General features: G+C 36.7%; 21 protein-coding genes and 1 other RNA gene. 8 read left to right on the top strand and 14 right to left on the bottom strand.

From position 1 onward, the window contains the following. Nucleotides 1–72: 72 nt before the first annotated feature. From ybeY to ACFIM6_RS04305, 13 genes are all read right to left on the bottom strand, one after another. Entirely contained in the window at nucleotides 73–540 is a 468-nt protein-coding gene (ybeY, locus tag ACFIM6_RS04365; protein ID WP_375611807.1) for an rRNA maturation RNase YbeY, read from the bottom strand. 19 nt (nucleotides 541–559) lie between these two features. Continuing rightward, nucleotides 560–1,660 (bottom strand): PhoH family protein, encoded by a 1,101-nt coding sequence (locus tag ACFIM6_RS04360; RefSeq protein ID WP_375611869.1) that lies wholly within the window; start codon nucleotides 1,658–1,660, stop codon nucleotides 560–562. A gap of 159 nt (nucleotides 1,661–1,819) precedes the next feature. Next, nucleotides 1,820–3,196, bottom strand: coding sequence for a tRNA (N6-isopentenyl adenosine(37)-C2)-methylthiotransferase MiaB (miaB, locus tag ACFIM6_RS04355; protein WP_375611806.1), 1,377 nt, complete (start codon nucleotides 3,194–3,196; stop codon nucleotides 1,820–1,822). A gap of 31 nt (nucleotides 3,197–3,227) precedes the next feature. Further along, on the bottom strand, nucleotides 3,228–3,719 hold the full coding sequence (gene rimI, locus ACFIM6_RS04350) for a ribosomal protein S18-alanine N-acetyltransferase (RefSeq protein WP_375611805.1): 492 nt from the start codon (nucleotides 3,717–3,719) through the stop codon (nucleotides 3,228–3,230). Beyond that, nucleotides 3,719–4,405, bottom strand: a complete 687-nt coding sequence (gene tsaB / locus ACFIM6_RS04345; RefSeq protein WP_375611804.1) for a tRNA (adenosine(37)-N6)-threonylcarbamoyltransferase complex dimerization subunit type 1 TsaB — start codon at nucleotides 4,403–4,405, stop codon at nucleotides 3,719–3,721. The genes rimI and tsaB overlap by 1 nt, the downstream gene beginning before the upstream one ends. Before the next feature lie 734 nt (nucleotides 4,406–5,139). Continuing rightward, nucleotides 5,140–6,168 carry a YeiH family protein gene (locus tag ACFIM6_RS04340; RefSeq protein WP_375611803.1) on the bottom strand — a complete coding sequence of 343 codons (1,029 nt, stop codon included), beginning with the start codon at nucleotides 6,166–6,168 and terminating at the stop codon, nucleotides 5,140–5,142. Nucleotides 6,169–6,237: 69 nt separating this feature from the next. Next, nucleotides 6,238–6,843 (bottom strand): recombination mediator RecR, encoded by a 606-nt coding sequence (gene recR, locus ACFIM6_RS04335; RefSeq protein ID WP_273790577.1) that lies wholly within the window; start codon nucleotides 6,841–6,843, stop codon nucleotides 6,238–6,240. A gap of 30 nt (nucleotides 6,844–6,873) precedes the next feature. Continuing rightward, nucleotides 6,874–7,197: a YbaB/EbfC family nucleoid-associated protein gene (locus ACFIM6_RS04330; protein ID WP_375611802.1), complete on the bottom strand. Its 324-nt coding sequence runs from the start codon at nucleotides 7,195–7,197 to the stop codon at nucleotides 6,874–6,876. A gap of 14 nt (nucleotides 7,198–7,211) precedes the next feature. Then, on the bottom strand, nucleotides 7,212–9,152 hold the full coding sequence (locus ACFIM6_RS04325; RefSeq protein ID WP_375611801.1) for a DNA polymerase III subunit gamma/tau: 1,941 nt from the start codon (nucleotides 9,150–9,152) through the stop codon (nucleotides 7,212–7,214). A 223-nt stretch (nucleotides 9,153–9,375) separates the two neighbouring features. Beyond that, nucleotides 9,376–9,473: signal recognition particle sRNA small type (ffs, locus tag ACFIM6_RS04320), an RNA gene on the bottom strand. A gap of 1,584 nt (nucleotides 9,474–11,057) precedes the next feature. Beyond that, nucleotides 11,058–11,465 carry a hypothetical protein gene (locus tag ACFIM6_RS04315; RefSeq protein ID WP_375610537.1) on the bottom strand — a complete coding sequence of 136 codons (408 nt, stop codon included), beginning with the start codon at nucleotides 11,463–11,465 and terminating at the stop codon, nucleotides 11,058–11,060. 537 nt (nucleotides 11,466–12,002) lie between these two features. Next, the gene (locus ACFIM6_RS04310) at nucleotides 12,003–12,866 is read right to left on the bottom strand and encodes a prephenate dehydratase (protein ID WP_375611800.1); all 864 of its coding nucleotides are present in this window, start codon (nucleotides 12,864–12,866) and stop codon (nucleotides 12,003–12,005) included. Next, complete coding sequence (locus ACFIM6_RS04305; RefSeq protein ID WP_375611799.1) at nucleotides 12,863–13,594, bottom strand: 3-deoxy-manno-octulosonate cytidylyltransferase; 732 nt, start codon at nucleotides 13,592–13,594, stop codon at nucleotides 12,863–12,865. Before ACFIM6_RS04305 ends, ACFIM6_RS04310 begins: the two co-directional genes overlap by 4 nt. Nucleotides 13,595–13,719: 125 nt before the next feature. Between ACFIM6_RS04305 and ACFIM6_RS04300 the strand changes: the two genes are divergently transcribed. Beyond that, nucleotides 13,720–14,283: a c-type cytochrome gene (locus tag ACFIM6_RS04300; RefSeq protein WP_375611798.1), complete on the top strand. Its 564-nt coding sequence runs from the start codon at nucleotides 13,720–13,722 to the stop codon at nucleotides 14,281–14,283. A 924-nt stretch (nucleotides 14,284–15,207) separates the two neighbouring features. On the opposite strand, the gene ACFIM6_RS04295 is transcribed toward ACFIM6_RS04300, so the two are convergent. Then, nucleotides 15,208–16,002 (bottom strand): molybdopterin-synthase adenylyltransferase MoeB, encoded by a 795-nt coding sequence (locus ACFIM6_RS04295; protein WP_375611797.1) that lies wholly within the window; start codon nucleotides 16,000–16,002, stop codon nucleotides 15,208–15,210. Between the two features lie 87 nt (nucleotides 16,003–16,089). Between ACFIM6_RS04295 and gshB the strand changes: the two genes are divergently transcribed. The 7 genes from gshB (at nucleotide 16,090) to ACFIM6_RS04260 (ending at nucleotide 23,979) form a co-directional block, all read left to right on the top strand. Further along, nucleotides 16,090–17,037 carry a glutathione synthase gene (gene gshB / locus ACFIM6_RS04290; RefSeq protein ID WP_375611796.1) on the top strand — a complete coding sequence of 316 codons (948 nt, stop codon included), beginning with the start codon at nucleotides 16,090–16,092 and terminating at the stop codon, nucleotides 17,035–17,037. A gap of 133 nt (nucleotides 17,038–17,170) precedes the next feature. After that, nucleotides 17,171–18,217, top strand: a complete 1,047-nt coding sequence (locus ACFIM6_RS04285; RefSeq protein WP_375611795.1) for a PstS family phosphate ABC transporter substrate-binding protein — start codon at nucleotides 17,171–17,173, stop codon at nucleotides 18,215–18,217. 75 nt (nucleotides 18,218–18,292) lie between these two features. Next, entirely contained in the window at nucleotides 18,293–19,753 is a 1,461-nt protein-coding gene (gene pstC, locus ACFIM6_RS04280) for a phosphate ABC transporter permease subunit PstC (protein ID WP_375611794.1), read from the top strand. Further along, nucleotides 19,750–21,039: a phosphate ABC transporter permease PstA gene (pstA, locus tag ACFIM6_RS04275; RefSeq protein WP_375611793.1), complete on the top strand. Its 1,290-nt coding sequence runs from the start codon at nucleotides 19,750–19,752 to the stop codon at nucleotides 21,037–21,039. The genes pstC and pstA overlap by 4 nt, the downstream gene beginning before the upstream one ends. 51 nt (nucleotides 21,040–21,090) lie before the next feature. Then, nucleotides 21,091–21,849, top strand: coding sequence for a phosphate ABC transporter ATP-binding protein PstB (gene pstB, locus ACFIM6_RS04270; protein WP_375611792.1), 759 nt, complete (start codon nucleotides 21,091–21,093; stop codon nucleotides 21,847–21,849). A gap of 21 nt (nucleotides 21,850–21,870) precedes the next feature. Then, nucleotides 21,871–22,593: a phosphate signaling complex protein PhoU gene (phoU, locus tag ACFIM6_RS04265; protein ID WP_375611791.1), complete on the top strand. Its 723-nt coding sequence runs from the start codon at nucleotides 21,871–21,873 to the stop codon at nucleotides 22,591–22,593. Between the two features lie 549 nt (nucleotides 22,594–23,142). Further along, entirely contained in the window at nucleotides 23,143–23,979 is an 837-nt protein-coding gene (locus ACFIM6_RS04260; protein ID WP_375611790.1) for a cell wall hydrolase, read from the top strand. The last annotated feature ends 22 nt before the right edge of the window (nucleotides 23,980–24,001 follow it).

Below are 24,001 nucleotides of genomic sequence, written 5' to 3'. Positions count from 1 at the left end.
ATAAATAAGAGGCTTTAAATGGTATGCTGGTAATATTGATTTTAAAAGTTAAATTTTATCATTGATAGACAATTATGCGTAAGGATCTTTTATGGAAAGCTTTTGAAGAATTTCTCTTTCGAGCTTTTCCATTTTATATGCTTCATCATCAGTTTCATGGTCATAACCAAGCAGATGCAAGATACCATGAACAATCATATGTGTTAAATGGTCTTGAAATGTTTTTCCTTCTTTCTCTGCTTCGAAAACAACAGTTTCTCGGGCAATAATAATATCACCGAGTATGGGACCAGGTCGATTTCCAGCTTTAAGTGGAAAAGCAGGAAAGGATAATACATTAGTAGATTTGTTTTTGTTGCGCCATTGTGCATTGATTTGTGCCATATGTTCATCATCCGTAAAAAGCAGGCTAATCTCGCTTACAACATTTGCCAATGAAACATGATGCATAGTTGCCATTAATGCTTTTTCAGTGATATTATAAAGCATTTTCTCATCATTCCACCCTGCGCTTTTAATCATTATATCAATAATAATCATGATGAATCAAATTCATTTTTTAATGCATCGCATGCGAATGATTTTTTTTATTTTGTATTTCGGAATCACGATCATAAGCACGAACGATAGCAGCAACAAGTGGGTGGCGTACAACATCTTTTTCATCAAAATGCACAATTGCAATATTTTCTACATTTGAAAGAATGCGAATTGCTTCAATGAGACCTGATTTTTGCCCTGTAGGCAAATCAATTTGGCTTACGTCACCGGTAACAATCATACGCGTTCCTTCTCCAAGACGTGTGAGGAACATCTTCATTTGCATGGGGGTAGTATTTTGTGCCTCATCAAGAATAACAGCAGCATGGGCAAGTGTTCGTCCGCGCATAAAGGCGAGAGGAGCAATTTCTATGACACCAGAGGCTAAAATGCGTTCTATTTTTTCAGCGGGCATCATATCATAAAGAGCATCATAAAGTGGTCGTAAATATGGGTCGACTTTTTCTTTGAGATCACCGGGAAGAAAACCAAGATGTTCTCCAGCTTCAACAGCCGGACGTGAGAGAATAATTCGCTCAATGATACCACGTTCTAGAAGCATTGCAGCATGAGCAACAGCAAGATACGTTTTTCCTGTTCCTGCTGGTCCTACACCAAACACAAGTTCAGTATGCTCCATAGCACTTATGTAAGCGTCTTGTGTTGGAGTTCTTGCATGAATTATTTTTTTATGGGTACTCAACCGAGCTGGTATACGTTTCGTTGCAGATTTGTGTGTTATTGTGTCTTCTTTCTGCTTCTTTGGTATATTTGCCATAGCAATCGCTCCTTTTATATCTGATAAAGTGAGCTCTTGATGTGTTTTGGCACGTTCATAAAGCTGCTGCAATACATATTGCGCATGTTTTATAACAGAAATATTTCCACGGATTAAGACTTCATTACCACGCGGATGAATACTAAGTTCGAGTTTTTTTTCGATATAAGCGAGATTTTCGTCAAATTTACCAAAAACTGCTTTTGCATATTTATTATTTTCGAAAATCAAAACAACTTGGCTCACATCTGAAGCGCTTGTTTGTTTCAAGGTATCAGCCTTTTCAAGGGACATATTTACTTTTTCTTTAATACGCTTTATTTTTTCGGTTGAAGCTTTCAGCCTATTCTCCATATCTACATAAATGTTGCACATTTTGTTAAGTAAATTTTATAAAAGACAATTTTTACAAAAAGTGCACGCTTTAGATGTAATCATTTGCTTTTAAAATAAAAGAGTTTTCCAAAATATTTATTTTTGAACAAGGTATTAGAGGCATGTTTATCTATTTGTCACTTCACCAACAAAACTGTTTGAGCTTGCATTTTTAATATGAATTTCTATCACGCTACCTGTAGAGGCTTCTGTATCGACAACAACAGGTAAAAGCCAAGGGGAACGCCCTACCATTTGCCCTGAGTGACGTCCAGGTTTTTCGATGAGAACGTTCGTTTTTTGATCAATTTTAGAACGCAAAAACGCATTTTGTTGCTCAAGGAGAAGGGCTTGTAAATGTTGAAGTCGGGCATCTTTTACAGATTCATCAACATGATTTTTCATTGTGGCTCCCACTGTTCCAGGACGGGGGGAATATTTAAAAGAATAAGCTGAACTGTACTGTACTTGTTGAATAAGTTTAATGGTTTCTTCAAAGTCTTCATCTGTTTCTCCTGGAAACCCTACAATAAAATCACCTGAAAAGGCAATATCGGGTCGTGCCGTCCGAATTTTTTCGATAAGATGAAGATAATGAGAGCTTTTGTGTTGTCGGTTCATGGCTTTTAAGATGCGATCTGAACCTGATTGAACAGGAAGATGGAGGTAAGGCATTAACATATCAAGATCTCGATGCGCGGCAATAAGGCTATCATCCATATCACGTGGGTGGCTGGTTGTGTAACGCAAACGCTTTAAACCATCGAGTTTTGCGAGATGATAAAGAAGATCGCCAAGACGCCAAGTTTTGCCATCAGCACTTTGTCCATGCCAACCATTGACATTTTGTCCAAGCAGCGTAATTTCTTTGACACCCGCTTCGATGAGTTGAAGGGCTTCCTCGGTAATTTGCTCAACGGATCGTGATATTTCAGCACCGCGTGTGTAAGGAACAACACAAAAAGTGCAAAATTTATCGCAACCTTCCTGTACTGTTAAAAATGCGCTAACACCTCGTTTTCTTACTGCATGTTTATTATGGGGCGGCAAATGAGCAAATTTATCTTCAACAGCATAGTCTGTTTCGATGATTTTTTTCCCTTGTTTGGCTTTTTCTAACAATTCTGGCAAGCGATGATACATTTGCGGACCAATAACAAGATCCACTGTTGGAGCACGGCGCAAGATTTCACTTCCCTCAGCTTGTGCAACACAACCTGTTACACCAACCATCAGGGGTTTATCAGGTGTGCGCTCTTGACGCATAACGCGCAAACGACCAAGATCAGAATAAAGTTTTTCTGCTGCTTTTTCACGAATATGACAGGTATTAACAAGAATAAGATCGGCATCATTGGGAATTTGTGTTGTCACATAGCCTTGCGAACTGAGGCTATCAGTCATCCGTTGGCTATCATAAACGTTCATTTGACATCCATAGGTTTTGATAAAAACCTTTTTAGGAGCAACAGGAGGCGTATTTTTAGGATTTACTTTATTCATAGCGCATGTGTAAATGTTTTTTACACAAATCTCAATCTATTTGCTTAAAAGTTTTTTGCATGATAATTGCATCACCACGACCATTTTTTGACGCGTAGTAGGCAAGACGTTCAGAAATTTTTTGAAATTCAAAGCGTTGATAAAGGTTCAAAGCAGAAAGATTTGTGGCTTCTACTTCCAAGAATAATTTTATAGCGCCCTTGTCGTGAAGATGGTGAACTGTACGATCGATAAGAAAGGTACCAATTCCTTTTTGACGATAATGAGGATGAACAGCAATTGTGATGATTTCTGCTTCATCAAGGATGAGACGGCATAGGCAAAAGCCTAAAATTTGATCAGAGTGATCAATGAGAAAAGCTTTGTATCCGAAGATAGAGTGATCTGTTAAGAAATTATCAAAAGCTTGTTTTTCCCAAGAAGGGGTAAAACAATGCTGATGAATTTGATGAAGAGAAGCACTATCATTAACTTGTAGCGGAGCAATTCCAAAATTCTTTTTTGTCAATGAAAATTTGGGCATTATTTTTTTTGTGGTAAAGCAAAATTGGTTTGTTGTTTTGCATCAGCGCTGCGTAGATAGAGTGGGCGAGGTGAATTTTTTGATTGTTTGTTTGCAGCAAGATAAGCATAGTTTACAATATCGGCCGCTTCGCAGGGGATTTTTTCTAGGACAATTTTTTCGTATATTTTATGGTTTTTAATATGCTCCACAACGATATCAGCAGCTGGGCCAGTCAGTCGGGTTTTTTTGGGCAAATCTTCGAGGATATTTTCAATTGTTTTTAATCCCGGCTCTCCCAAAGGTGTGAGATCATTATGAAAATTTTGATGGTAGAACATCCCTCTCCCTGCTTCAATGACAACAGTAATTGCCGATGCTGTACTTTTATTGTTTATGACTTGTGCTGCTAACGCTTCAAGAGCACTCACTCCAACAGCAGGTATTTCAAGTGCTAATGCCAAAGCGCGCGCTGTTGCAACACCGACACGTACACCAGTAAATGATCCAGGTCCAATATTGACAGCAATATGCTCAACTTGATCAAGCGTCATATTGGCTTGTTTCATTATTTGTGTAATCTGCCCAATAAGTTTTTCAGCATGTCCTTTGTTCATGCGCTCATTGATACGCGCAATAACAGATTTATGACGAATAAGCGCAACAGCACAATAAATTGAAGCAGTATCTATAGCAAGGATAAGCATAAAAATATTTTAGTTGAATAAAATGATAAATAAAAGTCCTGCTGTATTTTTAATCTTTTCATTATCGTATATTTCATTTGTAAGAAAGTTACTAGTGCCAATAAGCAACAATATCTTTTTATGGGATAGAACGAGATGTTGATTTAATCCTTATTTTTATCACTTTTTGAATGAGTATCTTGAGTATTGTAAGATTCTCTTATTTTAAATCTACTTATGGTGAAACAATTAAAGTTATTAGCTTGTATATTACAAGCGGAGTTAGCGTATGAATCAAAACTGTTGAAGAAAAGAATAAAAACTCCTTCACGAATCGTTTAAATGTAAGGGTTGTCACAACTTGTAAGCTATCAAATAGTACTTTGATGCCACTTGTATTACATAGTAAGTAAAAGTAATTTAAAAGAGGAAAAGTTATGACCCCACATTTTTTCCAAATAAGAATATATTCTATCCGTCTTTATATAAAAAACTCAGCATAATAAGAGCAGATGAAAGAAATGGCATTGTTTTGCATGAGTTACGTATTTTGATACTACCCTGTTGCAAATCATTATGGACTGAAAAGCACATTTGACAGTTTTCACTTAAATATCAGCTCTTTCAATTTTTTGTATAGAATAATGAGCAGTATTTTAGAACTTTTTCTGGTTTATGAAAGAACTGATTTTAATAATAATGAGGACTTTGGGTTGATTGCATACTACGTTGAAAAAATAATAATCAATGCACATTTAAAATGTTATATGATTTAAATCATTCAATTGTATCATGATCAGGCTACAAATACCGAGAATAATTATGGAGCAGGTTGAAGCCAAAATGACGCGCCATCCTGCTTTTTTTAGTGATCGGATATCAACACCTAATCCTAGTGCAGCCATTGAGATAACAGTAAACAACTGGGCAATAAATTTGATGGAATTGATAGCCTTTTCAGGGATAAGACCACTTGAGCGAACAAGCATCATGATAATAAAGCCAATGATAAACCATGGGACGAGGGTATGTAAACGCAAGCGTGTTTGTGCTGATCGGCGATAAATGATTGATAGAGTAAAAATAACAGGGCCTAACATGAGAACCCGTACTAATTTGACAATTGTTGCAATTTGAACACTCAGAAAAGAGACAGATGCTGTTGCTGCTAAAACCTGTGGTACAGCATAAACAACCATGCCAGCAAGCACACCATATTGGCTAAATGACAAATTCAGAGATGGATGTAAAAAGGGTAAAAATAAAATAATAAGAATTCCTAAAAGAGCAGTGAAGGCAATTGACGCGGCTACATCGTCATGTTTTGCTTTTATGACAGGTGCAACGGCAACAATAGCTGAATTGCCACAAATAGCATTCCCACAAGCGACCAGCATTGCCAAATGTGTAGAAAGCCCGAAAAGTCGGCCGATGGCAAAGCTCAGGATAATCGTTACGAATATCACGAATATGATACTAGCAAGCAAATTCCAGCCAGCTGAAAGGACTGCGTTAATGCTAATGCTTGCTCCTAGAAGAACGATAGCAATTTCGAGAAGTGTTTTTGCACAAAAGGTGATACCTTTTTGAAAATATGTTGGCAAAGGAAAACAACTACGGATAATCGATCCTAAAAGAATTGCCAAAACAAGGCTTTCAAGCCATGATTGTCCAAAAAGCTGTTTTTCTACGACTTCTAAGCCATAAGCTAAGGCTGATATGAGTAAACATACTAGAATACCAGGACAAAAGTCGTTTAAAAGTGAGAGTTTTTTCTTTATCACTTGAATATTTTCCCTATACAAAGAAATAATAGTAAATAAAACGAGATAACAGGTAAGAGAAAGAAATTTTTAAAGATTTGTTCTTGCTTGTACAGCTGCTGCTAAAGTTCCATCATCAAGATAATCAAGCTCGCCTCCTACAGGAACACCATGAGCAAGTCGCGTAATTTTAACTGGAAAATTAGAAAGCTGATCGGTGATATAGTGAGCAGTTGTTTGACCTTCGACAGTCGCATTGACAGCAAGAATAATTTCCGTAATAGGGTTTTGTACAACACGCTGTATTAAGGTGGCAATGTTGAGTTCGTCAGGACCTATTCCATCTAAGGGGGAGAGTCGTCCACCCAACACATGGTAACGTGCGGCTAAAGTTTTTGCGCGTTCAAGAGCCCACAGATCAGCAATATCCTCAACAACGATGATTGTTGTATCATCGCGGCGCAAATCTGTACAAATTGAACAAGGATCAATGGTATCGACATTTCCACAAACAGAACAAATACCGACTTTTTCGATAGCTGCTTGTATAGCCGCTCCCAAAGGCTCCAGCAATGTCTCCTTTTTTTTGATAAGATGAAGCGCAGCACGACGTGCTGAACGTGGACCAAGACCTGGTAACCGTGATAAAATCTGAATGAGACGTTCAATCTCAGGTCCTGCAATGTATTTAGACATATTTTTGTCTCACGGGAAAAAACCGTTTCATTAAAATGGAAGTTTGAAACCTGATGGGAGTGGTAGCCCTGCGGTCATACTTTTGGTTTTTTCTTCTATTGCAACTTCGATTTTTGTTCTTGCTTCATTATAAGCTGCCATAATGAGATCTTCAAGAATTTCACCTTCCTCAGGTTTGAGTAATGAAGGATCAATTTGAATTGCTGTTATAATATTTTTGCCATTTAAAGTGATATTGACGAGACCACCTCCTGCAGTGCCCACAGCTTGCAGATTAGCTATTTCCTCCTGAATCTTCTGCATTTTTTCTTGCATTTCTTTGGCTTTTTTCATCATGCTCATCATTTCACGCATAGGAATAGGTATCCTTATTCATCATTGATATCATTTTTATTTTTAAAAATATCAGCATTTTTAAAGGTATTGGAGAGTAAATCAAGATCATTTTCTTCTTTATTGAGTCGAATATCGACAATTTTTGCTTCTGGGAAATGATTGAGGATTTTCGCAATATCAGGATCTGTTTCTGCATTGGAAAAAAGAGTCTTTTGAATCGCTATACTTTCCTCCTGTAAGGTTGGGCCACCTCCTTCATTAACAAAAGTTATTGTCCAGCGTTTTTCAGTCCATTGAGATATCTTTTTTTCTATATCATGAGCAAGAAATTGTGGGGTATTTTCAGAAAGTCTCAAGGTAATATGCCCAGCTTCAAAAGAAACAGGATGAACAAATTCTTTAACAAGGAGTTTGAAAGGAACGTCATTATGCTGTTCGGCTAATTGAACAATATCGTGCAAAGAATTAATCACGAGAGTTTTAGGTTCAGTAATCTTTTCTGTTGTTTGCGTGACAGAATGCGATAAATTTGCAATCTTTTCAGAAAGATCAGTAGATTGAGAAGTTTCTGGAATTTCTGTTACTTCTTGGGCGTTGATTTTGTCATGGTTTTGATTTTCAACTAAATTTTCTGGTTGTAAGGAATGATCTAATTGGTTTTTCAAAGATGTTTTTAAATCTGATTGATCGGCTAATGTATTTGAAACGCTCGAGGAAGCATGGGCTCCGACCATTGTTTCTTTTGCTATATTATTTGCATTCGTAGATTCTTGATGAGAAGAATTTGTAACGAGTGTGAGAGGCGTTTTTTCTTGCGTAAGCTTTTTTAAAGCTTCATCAAGAGTTGGTAGGTCAGCTGTGTGAGCAAGACGAATTAAAAGCATTTCAGCGGCTTGAAGTGGACGTGCAGTTTGATTAACTTCCTGTAAACCTTTGAGTAACATTTGCCAGTTTCGGGATAAAACAGGAACGGAAAGTTTTTTTGAAAAGTCTAAACTTTTTAAACGTTGTTCTTCAGTTAGTGAGAAATCTTCCACTATTTCTGGTGTAAAACGTAAACGTGTGACCAGATGATTAAAATCGGCTAGTTCTGTCAATATAGTAAGAGGATCAGCACCTGCTTCATATTGACTGCGTAATTCATGTAACGCATTGACAACATCGCCCTTCATGATAAATTCAAAAAGATCAATAATACGTGCTTGATCCGCTAATCCCAACATTGTACGCACCGCAATAGCATTAACATTGCCATTGCTATGGGCGATTGCTTGATCAAAAATGGATAATGCATCACGTGCAGATCCTTCTGCAGCACGGGCAATCATAGAGAGTGCTTGATCTTCTACTTCTACCTTTTCAGATTTCGCAATTTGACGCAAATGTGCACTCAAAGCTTTTGAGTCAATACGTCGTAAATCAAAACGTTGGCAACGCGAAAGAATTGTAATAGGAACTTTGCGAATTTCTGTTGTGGCAAAAATAAATTTCACATGGGAAGGTGGTTCTTCAAGAGTTTTCAATAAACCATTAAAGGCTTGTGTTGAGAGCATATGTACTTCATCGATAATATAAACCTTATAGCGTGCAGAAACAGGACGATAGCGTATTTGTTCAATAATTTCACGAATATCATCAATGCCCGTATGAGAAGCGGCATCCATTTCTATAACATCAATATGGCGTCCTTCGATAATTTGTGTGCAATGTTCACCAAGAGAGTCCAATACAGTTGTTGGTTGGTCAATATCTTTTGTTTTATAATTAAGTGCACGTGCCAAAATACGTGCTGTTGTGGTTTTACCTACGCCACGAATCCCTGTTAACATCCACGCTTGTGCAATACGACCTTTTTCAAAGGCGTTGGTGAGAGTACGCACCATAGCTTCCTGACCAATGAGGTCAGAGAAGTTTTGGGGTCGATATTTACGAGCAAGAACACGATAGGCTGTTTCTACCGGTAAATTTTCCATGAATATTTCCAACTTCGAAGTTCTTTATGCGTACATTTTGATAATACAAAAGCATAGATCAATACTGTAGTCTCATATAAAAGGATTTTTTCTTAATCAAATTATTTATGGGACAATTTGTTTAAAAATAACAAAACCCCTTTATTTGCTGCATACAAATGCCGCTCTGAAGATTAAAAATACCTCGCTAAAAGACAGCATAAAAAATAATTTCTTCAGCAAAATAGGAGGTTGGAACGATGACCCGTACCAGAACTCGTTGGGGCTGCTTCTTTCCAGACCTGACCCAGTTGGCGAGTAGTTCGTCCACCACCAACCTCCCAAACTCATATTGTCGATTTGGAATGAAAAATCAAGCTCAGAAACGAAAAATATCCTAAGAACGATGAAGAATTTTCCTTTGCGTTTAATTTATTGACATATAAACAACAAAGAGATTGTGGATTTATTAGTTTTTATAGCAGTAGCTCTGCATATTTATTTGGTATGAAAATATCTTTTCGCTTAAGATAGTCTGAATGTATAATTATTCTCATTCGCTGAAACATATAAGAGTTTTAGGATAGACACGTCTGTTCTAAAACTACGAAATTGAATCATCAAAAATTTACAACAGTTAAAGAAGAAAATAAAGCAGATAGATCATGTAATTGGCTAACATTCGAAAGTCAGGGGGAAGAGTGCTATTTAAATAATTATAAAATATTGCTTTAATGGTGTTTCTCATCTCACACAAAACAGAACATCCCAAACAGAATACATTTAATGTTGTACATTCACAGGCTTTTTAAAGAGCGATTGCTCAATACTCTTAACTATATTTCAAACTCTACTCGTAAATAGTATACATACTCTCCTTGAGATATAAGTCCATTGTGCACTATCTTTTTTATGCTTAATAAAAGTATAAATTTTAGCCCTCATACTACTTAACAACTCCCAATGTTGCGATCCCTTGCACTTGAGAGGCTTTATAAGAAGCATTTTTATTCCTTTTTTAATCGTTTTTACTCACACATCACTCCCATTTGTAACTTTCAAGGAAACGATTTTAATTGATTCAATATGAGATTTAAGATGGGAGATCTTACTTTATTTGTGGTTGTAATTCAGTATAAAAAATCGAACTCTTATAATGATAAGTCAATATATTAAATATCTTATAAGAGAACCACCTCATTTCTATAGTGAATGAGAATATCAAATATGTAATATTTTTTCTTTTAACGTATATAAATACTGAGTAGATGTTATCGCTCTTTTTTTGCGTACTTGTTCTTTTAATTAAAAAACATTGATGTTTATCACAAGATGGATCAATATATGAATTTTTATTATTGAGAAAAGGTTTCATATATTTTTAAGAGACTGTACTTATGCAAGAGAAGATGCAACATTAAACGCTATAGAAATAAGGGGGTACTGATTTTATAAGCATAAAAATGGTTCTTATTCGATATAAGCGACATTTTATAGTTTCAAATAATTATATCCTTTAATAAGGAGGGAAGAGCGAGATGATTTTTTACAAAAGCTGAATGAGTATGATTTAAAATGCAGCGAGGAATGCATCTGTAGAGCAAATTTTACTTTTCTGTTTATCTAAGTGATTTGGGTACGATGTGCTTTATAGTACTTAAAATAAAGCAGTTGCAAAGATAGAAGTTATATTCTTATTAAAAAAATAGCTCTGATAGTAGAAAATACAGAACAATTTAATTTTAGTCATTTAGTTTTCGCAAAAGTTCTTTAATATCTAACCTTATAAGCAGCTTAAGGGTTGCCATATTAGGATAAAAATAACCTTTTCAGCGATTAGTTTTAATGGCTCATTATGCCCTATTTTGAAAAAAATACCTGAAAAAAGAATAACTCTACTCAAATTTAGATGTTATAGAAATATTGTTAATCATAACCTCCTGTGTCACAATCTGTTCCAACAACTTTTTTGTTCGTAATATTTTTAAAAATATAATGTCCTGACCAAGGAAAACTTATATGAAGAGATTTTATATTTTTTAGGGTAAAGATTTTCTTTTCTTTATCATGGGTTATTTTCTTTTCATCATCAACAAAAATTCTCAATTTGTTTAAATCAGAAGGGGCAGAGTATGATAAAGTAAAGGATACTTTCTTCGGTTTAAAGGTATTACAAGAGTATTCAACTCCTTGCTGGAATGTATAGGATGGTGTGATCACAACACTTTCATCCCGCGCAAAATTCCATTTTTTTTCACCAAAGCCAGCAAATGCAACACTAGAGTAGGCGAGAATATTTGCGGCTAATAATCCTCGCGTGAAGATTTTTTTCATTATCCTCTCCTTTTTTCTAAAGTGAGGTGAATCATAAATCAGTTTTTATAAAGATACAAGTTCAAACTTAACGCTAAAATCAGGGCTAAGTTGCATTTTCTAGTTTTAAACCATGTTTAGAATGATATTAATCTAAAAGATTCGAATACTCTATTATGTATAATAATTTGAATTGTTTTGAGAGCTAATTTAGAAGTTCGTTATCTTTATTGGAATATTGTCAGAGGAAATGACTTTTCTCAAGAGGCTCTCTTTAAATATATAAAGGGAAATAGATGGTACAAGCGTTTTTATTTTTGGTTACTGTGTTTTTTTACACTGGTTTTTATACGAGTTGAATTGCGGTTTATCATGATATAATTTGTGAGAAAATATTATGAAAATAATTTATATATTCTATTACGAGCTGTTTTTTCTTCTTCAGTGTTTATGAAGGGTGTTGAGTAGAAAAAACGAGCCCTTTCAAGATGCGTTGCATTATGAAATTTTTACGATGCTTTTTGATATCAACAAAAAATGATAGCAGCTTAATTGCTTTTATATATACGATGTTCGATCGTTTTGTGCTGGATAAGTACCGATAATACGCAGTTCTGCAGAAAAGAAAGATAATTCTTCTAAGGCAAGTTTCATCATCGGGTCTTCAGGATGTCCTTCAATATCAACAAAGAACTGTGTTGCATTGAAATTTCCACCAATTTGATAGCTTTCTAATTTTGTCATATTGATACCATTCGTTGCAAATCCTCCCATAGCTTTATAGAGAGCAGCGGGGACATTGCGCACTCGAAAAAGAAGACTGGTGATGATTTTTTCGCCATTTTGAGGTTTGGGGACATGTCGTTTGGAGCGTGAAAGGATGACAAAACGGGTAATATTATGAGGGTTATCTTCAACATCTCTTTCAATAATATCAAGTCCATAGAGTTCTGCTGCGATTAAAGGTGCTAAGGCAGCCTGTGAACGTTTAGCATTTTTTTTAATAAATTTTGCAGCTCCAGCGGTGTCAGCAGAAACAACAGGTTTCCAACCGTTGTTTCGTATGATTTTTCGGCATTGTGCAAGGGCATGCGTATGGCTGTGGACGGTTTTAATTTCGTCATGTGTAACGCCGGGCAAAACCATGAGTTGAAAATGGATAGGTAAAAAATATTCATCAATAATATAAAGAGATGACTGTGGTAAAAGATGATGAATGTCTGCAACGCGTCCCGCAAGGGTATTTTCAATAGGGATCATAGCAAGATCAGCTTTCCCGCTTTCCACTAAATTAAGGGCGTCTTCGAAAGTAGCAGAGGGAACAGCATCCATATTGGGGAACATATTGGAGCAAGCAATATGGGAATTAGCGCCGTATTCTCCTTGGAAAGAAATTTTATTGGTTTTTTTAAGTATTTTCATGCTAAAATCTCACAAACTCTATCGAGATCATGTTGTGTGTCTACACCTAAGGGAATTGTATCGACTATTTCCACATCAATACGCATATTGTTTTCTAATGCACGTAATTGTTCAAGTTTTTCACGTTTCTCAAGTGGTGAGGGTTTGAATGATACAAATTTCTCAAGTGCTTCGCGCCTATAGGCGTATATTCCAATATGGTGATAAAGAGGACCCTCTCCATAAGGTGCTTTGGCGCGCGTAAAATAAAGAGCACGAAGGCGATTTTGAGAAAGCGGTGTACCAATGATTTTGACAACATTGGGATCTCTTGTTTCATTTTCTTCAATGATTTTGGCACCCAAGGTTGCAATATCAGTAAAGCTATTTTCTAAAGGGCGTAGCGCACGAATGATTTCACGAGGCATGATTGTTGGTAAGTCACCTTGTATATTTAAAATGGCGTTGTAGCGTTGTTCAGGATCAATGCGCACTAAAGCTTCATAAATACGATCAGATCCAGACTTATGATCACCTCGTGTTATGATATATTCATGCCCATAATCTGCAACAGCTTTAGCGATATCATTATGATCTGTTGCAACGATTGTACGTCCTATTCCAGCTTTTTTGGCTTGTTCTGCGACATGAACAATCATCGGTTTTCCGCCAATTTCAGCGAGAGCTTTTTGAGGAAGACGGGTTGAGCCCATACGGGCAGGAATAAGAATAATTGTTTCAAGAGCCATTGTAAGATTCCCAATGTCATCTGTGATGCATTTATGATGTTGTGTGTTATAAAGAAGATGTTGTGTGTTATAAAGAAAAAGCTTAAACTAAAAATGGTAATAAAATCGTGAACATTTGAGTTTTTATGAATCGCTCGAGATTTATTTATTTTATTTGTGCTTGTTTATGTGTGCTGGTCGCTATTGTGGGGATTTTCACACTCAGCAATATAGTTTACGATCATCCTACATCAGTCCAATATCATCATACAGTTGCCAAGAATGATATATTTCAAGAAAAACAAAAAGCACCTGATGTTTCCCTATCACTAAATAGCCGCCTTCAACAAGGCAATTTTGAAAATGGCCGTAAAGTTTTTCGCCAATGTGCCATATGCCACACATCTGGACGCAATGAAGCAGGGCGTGTTGGTCCAGTTCTCTGGGAGATTGTTAACCGCCCTTTGGCATCAGCAGCAGGTTTTGCTTATTCACGGGCATTACGTGCTCATTCTGATCAAAAATGGGATTTTGTAACGTTAGATCGTTATTTACATTCTCCACGTGAAGCTTTTCCTGGGACCATTATGTCTTTTCGTGGAATTAAAAATGACCAAGATCGTGCCGATCTCTTGCTTTATTTACGCAGTTTATCCGATCATCCTGTTCCTTTACCAATGGATAATAATAAAGCGAACGAGCCAAATTAACTTATACCATAGATGTTAATTTTAGAAAGAAGTCTGATTTTTTTGTAATTTTAGTTTCACAGTTTTATAAAAAGAGCTCTTATTGATGTTTTGTTAGGGGGGAACGCCCCTCACGCAAAACAGAACATATTTAACATTGCATATTTACTCGCTTATTTTAAAGAGATCTTTTATAAAAATGCACTCTTTACGCTGTCGTCTGTGGATTGGTTTTCAAGATTTGTGTGCTTCACTTTTTCTACATATACTTGTCTGTGAAATTATTGCTGAAGGATTATCAATTTATGAGCCGCAGCTTTCTGCTTCTGAATGCAATAATTATGTAATTAAAGCTCTCCATGAGGTTTATCTCAATCCTTCTATACACAAATCCCCATGTACTTTTACATCAATTCCCATGTATTTTTCTTATGAACAGAGACAATTGATTGTTCTTATACGTGCAATAATCCTAAGCTGCGTTTTATGATGCTCGATGAATAGACGTTTTCTCTTGAGGTTAGAGATGTACTGACAGATCATTAACCTTTTATAGTATCGATCACTAAAATGTGACTTAGATTATTTATTTATAGGTTATGGTTTGAAGTAAGCACTTTCATGTGAAACAATTTTTATGTGTGAATATTAAAATAGTTGAATAGAGTTCTGCTGATTGTATTTTTATCTACGTCGAAAATTTTTTACACAAGAATATTGATAGCAGCTATGTTCCCACGAGTCTCTGTCCATTTATAGACGATGACATGAAATTATGCTGATAATCCATTATAGAGAATTATTTTTTCACAAAAGGTTTTCCATATTTGTGATAAATTTAATAGGTTTCATTGGTTACAATGTTTCGATGACTTGCGATAAAATTAATTAGTATTTCAATACATATTGCGAGAGTGCTAAAAATTAGTGGAAGAGAGGACATAATCATGATTCTCCAAGCTTCTTAATAACTATGGTATTTTCTTTATAATTTGAGCGTTTATAAGTAATAATATTAAATTGCGCTAATAATCCATTATAGAGAAGAATCTTTCCTACTAATGGCTCTCCGATGTTTGTGATCATTTTAATAACTTCCATTGCTTGTAGGGTTCCAATAACGCCAGGTAAAACACCGATGATTCCAGCTTCAGCGCATGTTGGAATAGTATCGGGAGCAGGAGGGGTGGGAAATAAATCGCGATAGTGAGGATTATTGTCTTTATACGGCATAAGGACGGTTAATGAGCCATTAAAACGTTCTACAGCACCACTTATTAAAGGTTTTTTACATTGGGCAGCGTGATCAGCGAGAAGATAGCGAGTGGTAAAATTATCACTTCCATCAACAATGATGTGGTAAGCATTGAGCAGTTTATCCACATTACTTTTATCTAAGCGTAGGGTGTGTTTTTCAACTACAACATGGGGATTTATTGCTTTTATAGTGGTTTCAGCACTGTCTGTTTTGCTTTTGTTGATTGCATTTGTTTTATGAATAACTTGGCGTTGTAAATTGGAAAGTGAAACGATGTCGTTATCGACAATTCCAAGGGTTCCAACACCTGCGGCAGCCAAATAGGTTAAGACAGGAGCACCAAGACCACCCGCGCCTACAACAAGAACACGTGCTGTTTTTAGCTTTTGTTGCCCTGCACCACCAATCTCAGGCAAAATGATGTGGCGTGCATAGCGTTCGATTTCTTTGTTGTTTAATTTTATATCTGTTTCTTGTGTCATAAATTTTCTCTTGTCATAGTTCTTTTATTGTTTACTAAGTTTATGATGCATAGACCAGTCTGCTTTTAGGATAGAGAGGATTTATTTATGAAAATTGCCATTCAGATGGATCATATTTCAACAGTTCGGATTCAAGGAGATACGACATTTGCACTCGCTTTAGCAGCCCAAGAACGTGGACACTCTCTCTTCCATTATACACCAGATCGTTTATCTCTATACGATGGTTGTGTGATTGCACGACTAGAGCCATTGATTGTACATGATAAAGAGGGAAGCCACTATCGATTAGAAAAGCCTGTTCGTACGGAATTAACAGATATGGATGTGGTTCTTTTACGCCAAGATCCACCTTTTAATCTCAATTATATCACAACAACTCATTTGTTAGAGCGTATTCATCCTAAAACACTCGTTGTGAATGATCCTGCATGGGTACGCAACAGTCCAGAAAAAATTTTTGTTACTGAATTTTCTGATCTGATGCCAGAAACATTAATTACCAAAGATATTGAAGAAATAACAGCTTTTAGAGAGACATTTGGCGATATTATTGTTAAACCACTTTATGGGAATGGGGGCGCTGGTATTTTTTATTTAAGACAAGATGATCGCAATTTAGCATCATTGTTAGAAATGTTTGCAGAAATTTATCACGAACCTTTTATTGTTCAGCGCTATTTAGAGGCAGTACGAAAAGGAGATAAAAGGATTATTTTGCTTGATGGTACACCTGTTGGAGCTATTAATCGAATTCCGACAGAAACAGATGTGCGCTCTAATATGCATGCTGGAGGTCGCGCGGAAAATGTGGAGTTAACAAAACGTGATTATGAAATTTGTGAACGCATTGGTCCAGCCTTAAAGGAACGCGGTCTTCTTTTTGTGGGGATTGATGTGATCGGAGATTATATAACAGAAATTAATGTGACGTCTCCTACGGGAATTCGTGAAATTAAACGCTTCTGCGGTACGGATGTTGCTCATTTGTTTTGGGATGTTATTGAGTTCAAGCGTTCAAATGAATTTATTTGACAGAGGACAAAAACATGGTTTTAAAAAAATGATCCATGTTGTTTTTTATATTTGTTATGTTGCAAATGTGAACTAGAATGACCGTATAATATAAATTAAGAGGCTTTGTTTTCAATTTTTAGGGAGTTTATAGATGAACAAAGTATTATCAATTGGAGTGGGATTGATTTTTGCGCTACTGCTGTCAGCAAATGGAGGCAATGCGCGCGATCAAATACAGATTACTGGTTCATCTACAGTTTTACCTTATCAAAAGATTGTTGCTGAAACATTTGGAGAAATTTATCCCCATTTTAAGGTTCCTGTTATCGAATCGGGAGGAACAGGAGCTGGTATTAAGGAATTCTGCCGTGGTATTGGGGAGAACACTGTTGATATTGTTAATGCTTCGCGAGCAATGAAACCGAGTGAATTACAGTCTTGTTTTGATGCTGGTGTAAAAGATGTTGAGGAAATACGTATTGGGTATGATGGCATTGTTTTTGCAACTGATATTAAGGGACCTGATTGGAAATTACAGCCAGTAGATGTTTATAAAGCCCTTGCTGCTCGAATTATTATAGACGGAAAGTTGCAACCGAATAATGTTTTGAAATGGAGTGCAGTCAATAGTGCTCTTCCTGATTGGACGATAGCAGCGTATATTCCTGGGGAGAAGCATGGGACACGTGAAGTTTTTGAGGAAAAATTACTTACTGAGGGGTGTAAAGAGAGTGGGGCAGTTGAGGTGATGAAGTCTTTAGGAATGGATGATAAGGAGATACACACTGCTTGTATTGCGGTACGTAAGGATGGAAAAGCGGTTGATATTGATGGTGATTATTCTGAAACATTTGCGCGTCTAATTTCTAATAAAACAGGGGTTGGTATTTTTGGTTTGTCTTTTTATCAAAATAATGCTGATAGGCTAAAGGTTGCCGATATTAACGGTTTTGCGCCAACAGTTGAGACGATTTCTAGTGGACAATATCCGGTTTCTCGTCCGCTTTTTTTCTATATTAAGAAAGCACATTTAGGTATTATTTCAGGTTTGCGAGAGTATGTTGATTTTTTTCTTTCTGATCAAATGATTGGTCCAGAGGGTCCTTTGGCTGAATATGGTTTGATTGTTTCTCCTGAAAAGGAACGTCAAGCACAGCGTTCTGATTTTTCTGCTGGTCGAGTAATGACATTGAAATAATTTGCAGGGAAAATTTGTTGGATTTCTGAGATAGGAAATTTGGGTGCTATTTTTTTATAAAAACTGAAAGATAAAATGCGCATTTCCTTCATTGTTTTGCTATTATTGATTTTTGGATTTTGTGGCTTTTGTATTTCTTATATGCGAGCACGCATTCTTGAATACAGACAACATAAAATGCATTCTCGTGCGTATTATTATGGCTGGTGGACATTTTTGATTACTGTTATTCCAGCTTTTATTTTTTTAATTGTTTGGGATGCTGGGAGTACAATTTATTTAGAATATAATGCCTCTCGAGAGCTGGGGGCGTATAGTGCGCATGTAACAGAGCCTGTAAATCACGATCTACTTTGGGAGACACTTCGAAGTCTCGTCAAAAAGATTCATCGCTTTGAGGGGAATCTTTCTACCGCTTCCTATAAGGAAGTGCAGGCACAATTACTCGCGAAGGGATTGATTTTATCCGATGAAGCATCGGATGATGTGTTCAAAATAGCACAGTCGTGGGTATTCTCTTCTGAAAAGCTTAAGTTTATAGGTTATGTTTTTCTTTTTGCTATTGCGTCCTTTGGTTTTATCTGTGGAATGATGCAAATTGCGCCTCATCAACGTGCCCGTAATAAGGTTGAATCTTTTATTATTATTGGATTGATTTGTGCATCTATTGTTGCAGTCTTGACAACAATAGCCATTGCGCTTTCTATGCTTTTTCAGACAGTAAGCTTTTTTCAGTCTGTATCCTTTTCAAATTTCTTTTTAGGAACAGTTTGGGATCCGCGTTTTTCCGCGAGCGGTTCCAGCGATGAAGTAGGACAATTTGGTCTAATACCGCTTCTTGCTGGTACGCTTTATATTGCATTTGTTGCCATGCTTTTTGCTGTACCTATAGGACTATTTTCAGCTCTTTATATGGCGGAGTATGCTTCTGCGCGATTGCGAGCAATTGTGAAGCCATTGTTAGAAGTTCTTGCTGGCATTCCAACGATTGTTTATGGCTTTTTTGCTTTGAAGGTTGTGGGACCATTTTTACGAGATCTCTCTGCTTCTCTCTCAGACGGGGTTAGTTTTATTATGGCACAAAGTGTTTTGACTGCTGGAGTTGTGATGGGAATTATGTTGATACCTTTTGTTTCCTCTTTATCGGATGATGTTATTACGGCTGTTCCACGCATTTTACGTGAAGGTTCTTATGGTTTAGGCGCAACGCAATCTGAAACAATTAAAAAAGTTGTTATACCAGCAGCGCTTCCAGGGATTATGGGGGCTATTTTGTTGACGGCATCGCGTGCAATTGGAGAAACAATGATTGTGGTTTTGGCGGCAGGTGTTGCAGCAAATTTAACACTCAATCCTTTCGAAGCAATGACTACGATGACTGTTAAGATTGTTAATCAATTGACCGGTGATTTTGAGTTTAATTCTCCACAAACTCTGGTGGCTTTTGCCTTAGGGATGACGCTCTTTGTTATGACACTTTTGATGAATATTCTAGCTCTTTATATTGTGCGTAAATATCGGGAACAATATGAATGAATGAAGATTTTTTTCCTCGTCGCAATATTAGTCTCAAGCGTCGGTATTGGGCTGAACGTCGTTTTCGTGCCTATGGTTTGATTGCCATTTTTATTGGTTTATTTTTTTTATTTACGCTTTTATGGTCTATCATTAGTCAGGGTTATACAGCTTTTTTTCAAAGTGAAATGACATTATCGATTTATTTGGATGAAAAGATCATTGATCCAAGTGGTCAACGTAAAACAAAACCACAAGTGCTCATGACGGCGAATTATCCACTTCTTGTACGCAATGCTTTAGCGAAGAAACTTAATATCAATCAAAATGATCGAGCCTCTCTTTTGGACGTTAACCGTATGTTTTCAAATGGTGTCCGTGTTCAACTGCGTGAAATGGTGACAAAAAATCCAAAACTGATTGGCACAATGCAAAAAGTTAAAGTTTTGGCATCTGCGGATATTGATTCTGCTTATAAGGGACAGATTGATCTGCGTGTAGCAGAAAAAAACCGTAAAGTTTCTAATCGACAAATAGAATGGATAAAGCGTTTAGCGCATGATGGTACGCTTTATAAAACATTTAATATTGGTTTTTTTACATTTGGCGCTTCAAGTCGTCCTGAGACTGCGGGATTAGGTGTTGCGATCATTGGTTCTCTTTATATGATAGGCATCGTTTTATTAGTTTCCCTTCCGATAGGCATAGCAACGGCTCTTTATTTAGAAGAATATGCACGCAAAAATAAATTTACAGATTTTATAGAGGTTAATATCAATAATCTTGCAGCTGTTCCTTCAATTGTGTTTGGTCTTTTAGGACTCTCTTTTTTTGTTAATTTTTTAGGATTACCACGTTCAGCCTCTTTTGTTGGTGGTCTTGTTTTAGCGCTCATGACTCTTCCCACGATCATTATTGCAACACGTTCTGCTCTGCGTGCTGTTCCTCTCTCTATTCGTTCTGCAGCTTTGGGGTTGGGAGCATCAAAAACACAAATGATTTTTCATCATGTTGTTCCTTTAGCTGCGCCTGGCATTTTAACAGGCACAATTATTGGAGTCGCTCAGGCTTTGGGTGAAACAGCTCCTTTGCTTTTGATTGGAATGGTTGCTTTTGTTGTTAATATTCCTACGACCCCCATGGATCCAGCAACGGCTTTGCCTGTTCAAATTTTTATGTGGGCGGGTGAAGCAGAGCGTGCTTTTGTTGAAAAGACATCAGGTGCTATTATTGTATTGATGATTTTTCTTGCGATCATGAATATTTCTGCGGTTTTTTTACGTCGACGATTTGAACGCCGCCAGTAATTTTAATAAAACAACAGCTTTGATAAGATTTTTGTAAGGTGAATTTTTGTAATGAAGATTAAAATGCGCGGTCAGGATGTGAAGGTTTCTTACGGAGATAAAGAAGCACTCCACGGTATTACACTTGATATTCCTGAACATCAAGTAACTGCTTTGATTGGTCCATCAGGATGCGGAAAGTCAACTTTTTTGCGTTGTTTTAACCGTATGAATGATACAATTGAAGGCGCTAAAACAACTGGTCTTATTACCTTAGATGGGGAGAATATTTATGACACACGGATTGATGTTGTAGAATTGCGCGCTCGTGTTGGAATGGTTTTTCAAAAGCCCAGCCCTTTTCCAAAATCTATATTTGAGAATGTTGCGTATGGTCCACGCATTCATGGTTTAGTTAAAACACGCTCTGAATTGCATGATGTAGTTGAAAAGAGTTTGAGGCAGGCAGGTTTGTTTGAAGAAGTAAAAGACCGCCTTCATGATCTTGGAACAAGTTTATCAGGGGGACAACAACAGCGTTTGTGTATTGCACGTGCTATTGCGGTTAGTCCTGAAGTTATTTTGATGGATGAGCCCTGTTCAGCTCTTGATCCCATTGCAACAGCACGGATTGAAGAGCTTATCGATGCGTTACGGCAAAATTATACAATTGTTATCGTAACGCATTCCATGCAACAGGCCGCACGTGTTTCTCAATATACGGCTATGTTTCATTTAGGGCATTTGGTAGAAGTTGGTGCGACTGAAATGATCTTTACCTCACCAAAAGAGCAACGGACACAAGATTATATTACGGGGCGTTTTGGATAGGTGAATTGAGGAGTATAAGATATGTCTATGAAACATACTGTCCGTTCTTATGATGCAGAACTAAAATATTTAAGAGTAAGGATTACAGAAATGGGAAGCCATGCAGAAAGGATGATTGAACGTTCTGTCGCATCGGTTGTGAGTAGTGATCTTCAACTTGCAACGACAGTGATTGCCGATGATGTGTTTTTAGATGAAGCAGAACGTGACATTGATGAAAAAGCGGTTGCTATTATTTGCAAACGCCAACCGATGGCTGTCGATTTGCGTGAAATTATTGGAGCCATTCGTATTTCTTCTGATCTTGAACGGATTGGGGATATGGCAAAAAACATTGCTAAAAGGACTGTTGCACTTTCAGAAATACGTCAATCTGCTTCTGTTTATCATGGGCTTGAAACAATTACAGCTTTAGCACTCAATCAATTAAAAGAAGTCTTAAATGCTTATACGAGTCGCCTATTAGAGCGTGTTGACGCGGTGCGTGAGCGTGATGAGAAGATTGATGCTTTGTATACTTCTCTTTTTCGTGAACTTTTGACGTATATGATGGAAGATATGCGCAATATTACGGTTTGTACGCACTTACTGTTTTGTTTAAAGAATATTGAACGAATTGGTGACCATGTTACTAATATTGCTGAAATGCTGCATTATATCATAACGGGTTACCATATGTCCTCTGATCGTCCTCGCGATGACCTTACTTATAAAGTTGGGGTAGGTGAGAAGAAAATAGATTAAAATTTTTCTTATATGTATAAAATAAGTTTGTAGATATATGAGTATTTTCTTAAAGTGCAGCTATAGGAAGAATAAGATAACCATCTTATGGAAAAGCACAAAGAAGCAACAAAGAGTTTTTTCAGAGAAGCATGGCAGATTGTTAACTCTTGGTTTGACATATTTGTATATTAGATGATATCATCACTCGTATTGTGGCAGGAGGGGAGTTTTCTAGGGGAATTTCCTTTCAGATCATTTTGTTAAAATTTTATATTAAAGGGGATATCTGTATTATTTTTTCGTATGTAGAAGAAGTGGATAGTGTTACTTTATTGTAATTGAAACGTGTGGGTTATTATAGCCTATATTGAGCCATGAAGAATAACAATATCGATCTGTAAATTAAGAGTTTTTTATTTTTTATTTTGCATAGATACTTTTTGATTACCTCTTGTATTAAAATTTTACTGAGTGGTAACAATTAGCTATGTACTTTATTGAGAGATACATTTAAAGCTCATTTCAAGACTTGAATAGCTCAGAGATTATAGGAATGTGTTGCATAAGATGAAAAAAAATCGTTGGAATGTATTTGTTACCTGTTGTGTAGCGCCGTTAGTTGTTGTGGGGTGTGCTTCAAATCATTTAGATACTGGAAAAATAAATAATAATAAGACAAAAACGGTTACGTATCCATTGACAGAGCGTCAATGTCTTATGCGAGCGATGTATTTTGAATCAAATCGCACAAGCCGTGAAGGAATGATTGCCGTTGGGACGGTTGTTATGAATCGTGTTAATTCAACCGCCTATCCTAAGACGATTTGTGGTGTTGTTGGTCAATATAGGCAATTTGCTCCTGGTGTTTTAACGCGTCCTATGACGGAGAAAGCATCTGTTGCTCGTGTAAGAGAGGCAGCTGATGCCGTTTTACGGGGTGAACGAGATAAGAAAGTTAAACACGCTAAGTTTTTTCATACCGCTGGTTTGTCTTTTCCGTATAAAAACATGCATTATGTTCAGGTTGCAGGGGGAAATGCTTTTTATGAAAAACGATCACGTGATGGGGCACTTCAAGTTCCTACAAATAATCGCCCTTATGATGTTGCTTATGCTTTTGCTCAAGAACGTTCTGGTCATGCGCCAAGCTTTATAGATGAAGGCTTAGAGAGTAGGGGCGTAAAGGCAGAGAAAAGTACATCTCATTCGACAGAAGTAGCACAATCCAAGACGTCACATCCAGCGCCTTTTGCTATGGTACAGCTTGATAAAGTTCCTATCCCTGCCTATGCACCTCAACATCTAGCTAGGAAAGAGGAAAATAAAACGATTATGGCTTTACCTTCATCCGATCAGTTAAATGCAATTGTTGCAATGTTAGAAAAACGACACAGAAACTGGTAAGTTTTTCATGACCAAAGAAGGG

The sequence above is a fragment of the Bartonella sp. AA9NXGY genome, assembly GCF_042196845.1.
Taxonomy (GTDB): Bacteria; Pseudomonadota; Alphaproteobacteria; order Rhizobiales; family Rhizobiaceae; genus Bartonella.
The sequence above is the reverse complement of the archived record's forward strand: the minus strand, read 5'-3'. Positions and strand labels throughout refer to the sequence as shown.